Raw genomic sequence first — 6,462 nt, 5'->3', positions numbered from 1 at the left:
GGACCTAGCCGGTGACGTTGGCGGTGGTTCTGCCACCGCTCCACCAGGAGTGGCATCTCGGTGCGGAAGAAGCGGTAGAACTCGAGGGTTTCGTGGATGCGCCGGCCCCCTGGCCGGTCGGGGTCGAGGAGTTCGAGCCCCTCGGCGAGAAAGTCCTCAGAACGCTTGAGCAGCGGAACACGCTGCAAGGTGATGGCCGACCAGACATCGTCGTCGTAGACGCGGTAGTGGTCGGTGCGGGCGCCGGGTTGGCGTTCGCGGGCGAGCAGGCCGATCTGGACGAGATGCCGTACGGCCATGGAGATCGCAGCAGGGCTGACCTGAAGTCCGGCGGCGAGTTCACCGGCGGTATAGATCTCGGCGTCGTCAGCCAACACGTAGGCGAACACCCGCGCCGACATGCGCGGCATCCCACTCTCGTGCAGAAGCAGCGCGAACTTCTCCACGAACTGCAGGAGCCTGACGTCATAGGGCTCTACAGGGTCTGACGGAGTGAGCACGGCCCTCCCGGTGGCGACGTCACACAAGGTGACATGACTCTAGCATTTCAATGAACTTTAGTGCCTTCACGAAAGTGTAAAAACGGTGTAGCGTCCTCGGCATGACGACTGCCATCGAGATCGTGGGTCTGGTGAAGACCTTCGGCCGAACCCGTGCGTTGGACGAGCTCGACTTGAACGTCGCTACCGGAGAGGTGCACGGCTTCCTGGGCCCGAACGGCGCAGGCAAGTCCACGACCATCCGCATCCTGCTCGGTCTCCTGCGAGCCGACTCAGGCCACACCACGGTACTCGGCGGCGATCCTTGGAAGGACGCGGTCAGACTCCATCCCCGGCTGGCATACGTGCCAGGCGATGTGGACCTATGGCCGAACCTGTCCGGGGGACAGATCATCGACCTGCTGTCACGGCTGCGCGGCGGGTTGGACCGGGCGCGTCGCGACGAACTGTGCGAGCGATTCGATCTGGACCCCTCGAAGAAGGGCCGCACCTATTCCAAAGGGAACCGGCAGAAGGTGGCCCTGGTGGCCGCGCTCGCCTCCGACGCCGAGCTGCTGATCCTGGACGAGCCCACCGCCGGTCTGGATCCGCTGATGGAGGCGGTGTTCCAGGAGTGCATCTTCGAGGCCAAGGCAGCCGGACGCACCGTGCTGCTGTCCAGCCACATCCTCGCGCAGGTCGAGAAGTTGTGCGATCGGGTGAGCATCATCCGGCTGGGGAAGATCGTCCAAAGCGGGGCGCTGAGCGAGATGCGGCACCTGACCAGAACCACGATCGAGGCCGAAACCGCCCGTCCGGTGGTGGGCATGGCCGAGTCGCCCGGCGTGCACAACACCAGTGTCAACGGCTCCAAGGTGCGCTTCGACGTCGACGGCGAACATTTGGAGGAGGCGATTCGCCGGCTGAACGGGTTCGGGCTGCGCAGCCTGGTCAGCCAGCCACCTACCCTGGAAGAACTCTTCCTGCGGCACTACGGTGACGAACTCGTCGCCAACGGGGTCCCACGGCCCTCGGGTGGGGCCGGCGGGGTCACACCAGACGCGGGGGCCTCTCGATGACCACCGCAACCCTCAAAGCGCCCACTGAAACGGCGTCCACGGGCGGCGCTACGCTGACGGGCACTGCGGCGCTCATTCGGTTCATCCTGCGCCGTGACCGGATCCGTCTCCCGGTATGGATCGCCGTACTGACGCTCGTCACCGTGTCGACGGCCACAAGCTTCCCCAGCAGCTATGCCGACCCGGCCGACCGGCAGGCTCGCGCGGAGCTGATGCGCAATCCCACTGGAATCGCGCTCAGCGGTCCGGGTCATGGCCTGGACGATTACACCTTCGGCGCGATGATGACCAACGAGATGATCGGATTTACCGCGATCTTCGTGGCGTTGATGAGCCTACTGCTGTTCGTCCGGCACACCCGGGCCGAGGAGGAGACCGGCCGCGCCGAGCTAGTACGCGCCTCGGTCGTGGGCCGCCACGCGCCCCTAGCCGCTGCGTTGTTCGTGGTCGGCGGTGCCAACATCGTGCTCGGCGGGCTGATCGCGATCGGGCTGGGTGGCAGTGGTGTGGAGAGCATCACGTGGGAAGGGTCGTTGCTCTTCGGCGCCGCACTCACCGGCGTGGGTCTGGTCTTCACCGCCATCGCCGCGGTCACCGCGCAGATCAGCGAGAACGCCCGAGGCGCCTCCGGCCTGGCCGGCGCTCTGATCGGCATCGCCTACGCCCTCCGCGCCGCCGGCGATCTGGGCAACGGCGCGCTGTCCTGGCTGTCCCCGATCGGCTGGACCCAGGCCACCAGCGCCTACGTCGATGACCGGTGGTGGCCCCTGCTCCCGCCCGTGGCCCTGTCGGCCGTGCTCGTGTACGTGGCGTTCGCCTTGACCTCCCGCCGCGATGTCGGCGCCGGACTCCTACGACCCCGCCCCGGACCGCAGACCGCGTCACGGTTTCTGGGCACACCGCTCGGCCTCGCCCTGCGGCTGCAACGCGCCTCTCTGATCTGGTGGAGCATCGCGATGCTGCTGTTCGGCCTCATGTACGGAACGCTCATCAGCGACGTGGAAGCGACGCTCGCCGAGAACAAAGCGCTCCAAGAGTGGATCGCACGAATCCCCGGCGCCGACCTGACCGAATCATTCCTGGCCATGATCATCTCCATGCTCGCCATGGTCTGCTCGATCTACGCGATCATCGCCGCCCAGCGACCACGCAGCGAAGAGACCACCGGCCGAGCCGAACCCGTGCTCGCCACCGCCGTATCCCGCACCCGCTGGCTGAACAGCCACCTGGCCATCTCAGCCATCGGTGGCACCTGGCTACTGCTGCTCAGCGCCCTGGGCCTGGGCACCAGCGCCGCCGTCACCGCAGACGACTCCGAGCTGCTGCCCAAAGTGCTCGGTGCGGCGCTCGCCTACACACCCGCCATATGGGTCAGTGCCGCACTGGCCATCGCACTCTTCGGGCTTCTCCCTCGAGCCACCGCCCTGGCCTGGGCGATCCTGGCCTACGGCCTCACCATCGGCATGCTCGGGGGCCTTCTCAAATTCCCCGACTGGATGCTCAACCTCTCCCCCTTCGAGCACATCCCCCAACTCCCCGCCGCAGAACTACGCCCGCTCCCCCTCATCCTCCTCACCGCGATCGCTCTCGGCCTCATCACCCTCGGACTGGCAGGATTCCGCCGCCGCGACCTGCAATCGAATTAACAGAACCGGGTGGCGGCGGGCCTTCGCCGCCACCCGGCATTCTGATTACAGGTAGCGGAGCCAGAGGTAGGGCGTGGCGAGGGCCACGGTGACGAGGGTGACCAGGAGCCCGTATTTGGTGAAGGTCCAGAAGCTGATGGGGGCACCGTTCTTGGCGGCGATGCCGAGGACGACGACGTTGGCGCTGGCGCCGATGGCGGTGGCGTTGCCGCCGAGGTCGGCGCCGAGGGCGAGTGCCCACCAGAGCACTTGGCCGTCCGGGCCGGCCTTGGCGACGAGGTCGGCGACGATGGGGCTCATGGTGGCGACGTAGGGGATGTTGTCGACGATGGCCGACAGGCCGGCCGAGGCCCACAGGAGCAGCATCGTGGCGAACCCGAGGCGGCCTTCGGTGGTGTCGGCGGCGGCCTTGGAGATGTCGCCGATGACTCCGGTCTCGACCAGTCCGCCGACCATGACGAACAGGCCGGCGAAGAACACCAGCGTGGGCCATTCGACTTCTTCCAGGGCCTGCTGTGTGGTGACACGGGTGGCGGCGACCAGCAGCCCGGCGCCGAGCAGGGCGACGACCGAGGGCTCGTAGTGCAGCACGGGGTGCAGCACGAACGCGGCGACCACCACGCCCAGCACAGCCAGGCTCTGGACGAGCAGCCGGCCGTCGGTGATGGCCTCTTTCTCCTCCAGGGCCATAACATCGCGGGCCCGCTTTGGGTCATAGGTGAACGCCGACCGGAACAGCCAGCGGCACATCAGGCAGAACACAACGAGCAGGACGACCACCAGTGGGGCGAGGTGGATGAGGAAGTCGTTGAACGACAGCCCGGCTCGGCTGGCGATGATGATGTTGGGCGGGTCCCCGACCAGGGTGGCGGTGCCGCCGATGTTGGAGGCCATCACCTCGGCGATCAGGTAGGGCACCACCGGCAAAGCGAGTCGTTCGCACACCAGGAAGGTGACGGGGGCGATCAGCAGCACGGTGGTGACATTGTCCAGCAGCGCCGAGGCGACCGCAGTGATCAGTACTAGCATCACCATCAACCGGTAGGGCTTGCCGCGGGCGCGTTTGGCGGCCCAGATCGCCACGTACTCGAACACACCCGTCTGCCGCAGCACCGACACGATGATCATCATGCCGAGCAGCAGGAACACGACGTTCCAGTCGACACCGGTGTGCGAGTCGAAGAAGGCCTTGTCGGCGTCGGTGATGTGCAACAGCAGCATCAACGCCGCGCCGCCGAGCGCCACCTTGGTGCGATCGACCTTCTCCGTCGCGATCAGCACATAGGCGACGACAAAGATCGAGATAGCGGCTACGGCGGCCAAGGCGACTCCTGAACGGCTGAAACGGCGGAAATGGCTGAGACGCCGACCAGACTTCCCGGCACACCAGTCACCACAGTAACCAGGTTCATCACAGGTCGTCCTGTTGAGTGCGTGGTGACTTGGTCGCGCTGGGGCGGCGTATCAATGTGCGGGCGCGGCCGAACCAGGTGGGGACCTCGTGCTCGTCGTCGAACCAGCGGGCCACGACGATGTCGGTGGAGGAGTGCGCGAGGATCGAGGCGACGATCGTTACGGCCGCGAGATGGAAGATCTTGTCTGCGGCGGGGATGCCGGACTCCAGCACCAGCAGTGCGTAGACGACCGAGGCGAAACCCTTCGGGCCGAACCACATCATCGCCGCCTGCTCGCGCCCGGACAGCCGCGACCGCCAGAACGCGATCCAGATCGCCAGCGGCCGGGCGGCCACCAACGCCAGCACCGCGAACGCCCATCCGTTCCAGCCGATCTCACCCAGCAGGCCCGGTGTGATCAGCGCCCCGAACACCAGCAACGCCGCCAGCTTCAAAAGCTCGGCGATCAGCTCGCCGAAGTGCTCGAACGACTCGCGCTGCCGCTCGCCGAAGGTCGCGACCGTGATCCCGGCGGCGAACGCGGCAAGGAACAGGTTGCCGTGCGTGGCCTTGCCCAGCGCCAGCACCAGCAGCCCGATCGCGATCGCGTTCAGCGGCTCGTACTGGATGGAGGCCGAAAACAGCCGGGTCCGCTCCAGCAAGATCGCGACTAGCGGCACCAGCACTCCGATGGCAACGCCCACGATCAGCTCCAGCCCCAGCTCGCCCAGATGCAGATCCTCCGAGCCGGCCGCGATCGCCAAGAACACCACCACGAACGGAAGCGCCAAGCCGTCGTTGACGCCGGACTCCACGTTCAGCAGGTGGCGCAGCCGCGGCGGCACGCGGTCATCCCCGACCAACGCAGCGGCGAAGACCGGATCGGTCGGCGCCAAAATCGCACCGATCAGCAACGACTCGGCCCAGCCCAGACCGACCAGATAGTGAGCGCACAGCGCGGTCACCAGCAGCGTCAGGGGCAATCCCCAGCCGAGAGCCCGGCCGGGCAGCCGCCACGCGCTGCGCAGATCCGCCCAGCCGACCCGCATCCCATCGGTGAACAACACCGCGAACAACGCCAGCTCCGCCAGGGTCCCCACCACCGGGTCGCCCGGCCGAAGCGACACCACCCCGCTCACCCCGTCACCCAGGACGAACCCGGCGACGAGAAACAGCGCGGCCGTGGACAGGATCGTGCGATGAGCCAGACTCGACACCAGCACGGCCAGCAACAGAACGGCGGCGAACGCGACAAGCAGCGACGTCATGGGAGCCCTTCGGGAAAAAGCTGACAGACTTGCCGACCAGACTTCCCGGCGCTCCAGCTAAGATCTTAACGGCATATTGACGCGATTCCTACGCATTACCTACGGGGACACCCCGCTCTCCCGCCGGGGCGCTTCTCGGATACCGTGAGGCTGGTGCGCGCCCGACAGCTTGCCACCGACTTCCCCACCGTGACCCCCGACAGCAGCGCCCTTGAGGCCGCCCGGCTGCTGGCCGAACACCGGCTTCCCGGCCTGATCGTTATCGACGCCGACCGTCGGCCGCAAGCGGTGCTGCCCGGCCCACTACTCCTGCGTGCCGTCATCCCCCGCTACGTCCAAGACGACCCCGCCCTCGCCCGCGTCTACGACGAGACCCACGCCGACCAGCTCTGCGTCAAACTGGCCGACAAGCAAGTCGCCGACCTGCTGCCGAGCGAGCGGACCCCACCGCCGATCGTGGACGCCAACGCCACCGCCATCGAGATCGCCAGCGTCATGGCCTCGACCCGCAGCCCCATCGTCGCCGTCGCCGATGACCCGCGCCGCACCGACGCACCCATGATCGGAGCCATCACCGTCGACCAACTGCTGACCCA

6 protein-coding genes are annotated in these 6,462 nt (G+C 67.0%); 3 read left to right on the top strand and 3 right to left on the bottom strand.

Going from position 1 to position 6,462, the window contains the following annotated elements; all coding sequences use genetic code 11:
• A partial coding sequence (locus HKK72_RS34390) for a GbsR/MarR family transcriptional regulator (protein ID WP_222721508.1) occupies nt 1-500 on the bottom strand: 500 nt, incomplete at its 3' end.
• A 101-nt stretch (nt 501-601) separates the two neighbouring features.
• Between HKK72_RS34390 and HKK72_RS34385 the strand changes: the two genes are divergently transcribed.
• Together HKK72_RS34385 and HKK72_RS34380 are read left to right on the top strand one after the other, a co-directional pair.
• Entirely contained in the window at nt 602-1,558 is a 957-nt protein-coding gene (locus HKK72_RS34385; protein WP_187238590.1) for an ATP-binding cassette domain-containing protein, read from the top strand.
• Nucleotides 1,555-3,204 carry an ABC transporter permease gene (locus tag HKK72_RS34380; RefSeq protein ID WP_187238589.1) on the top strand — a complete coding sequence of 550 codons (1,650 nt, stop codon included), beginning with the start codon at nt 1,555-1,557 and terminating at the stop codon, nt 3,202-3,204. The genes HKK72_RS34385 and HKK72_RS34380 overlap by 4 nt, the downstream gene beginning before the upstream one ends.
• Before the next feature lie 45 nt (nt 3,205-3,249).
• Here HKK72_RS34380 and HKK72_RS34375 read toward each other — a convergent pair whose 3' ends face one another.
• On the bottom strand, nt 3,250-4,527 hold the full coding sequence (locus HKK72_RS34375) for an ArsB/NhaD family transporter (RefSeq protein ID WP_187238588.1): 1,278 nt from the start codon (nt 4,525-4,527) through the stop codon (nt 3,250-3,252).
• An 88-nt stretch (nt 4,528-4,615) separates the two neighbouring features.
• Nucleotides 4,616-5,866, bottom strand: a complete 1,251-nt coding sequence (locus tag HKK72_RS34370) for a cation:proton antiporter (protein ID WP_187238587.1) — start codon at nt 5,864-5,866, stop codon at nt 4,616-4,618.
• A 153-nt stretch (nt 5,867-6,019) separates the two neighbouring features.
• On the opposite strand from HKK72_RS34370, the gene HKK72_RS34365 reads away from it, so the two are divergent.
• The coding region (locus tag HKK72_RS34365; RefSeq protein ID WP_187238586.1) for a CBS domain-containing protein at nt 6,020-6,462 on the top strand (443 nt) is incomplete at its 3' end.

This window comes from Actinomadura sp. HBU206391 (assembly GCF_014323665.1).
Taxonomy (GTDB): Bacteria; Actinomycetota; Actinomycetes; order Streptosporangiales; family Streptosporangiaceae; genus Actinomadura_C.
This window is presented reverse-complemented; position numbering and strand designations above follow the sequence as displayed.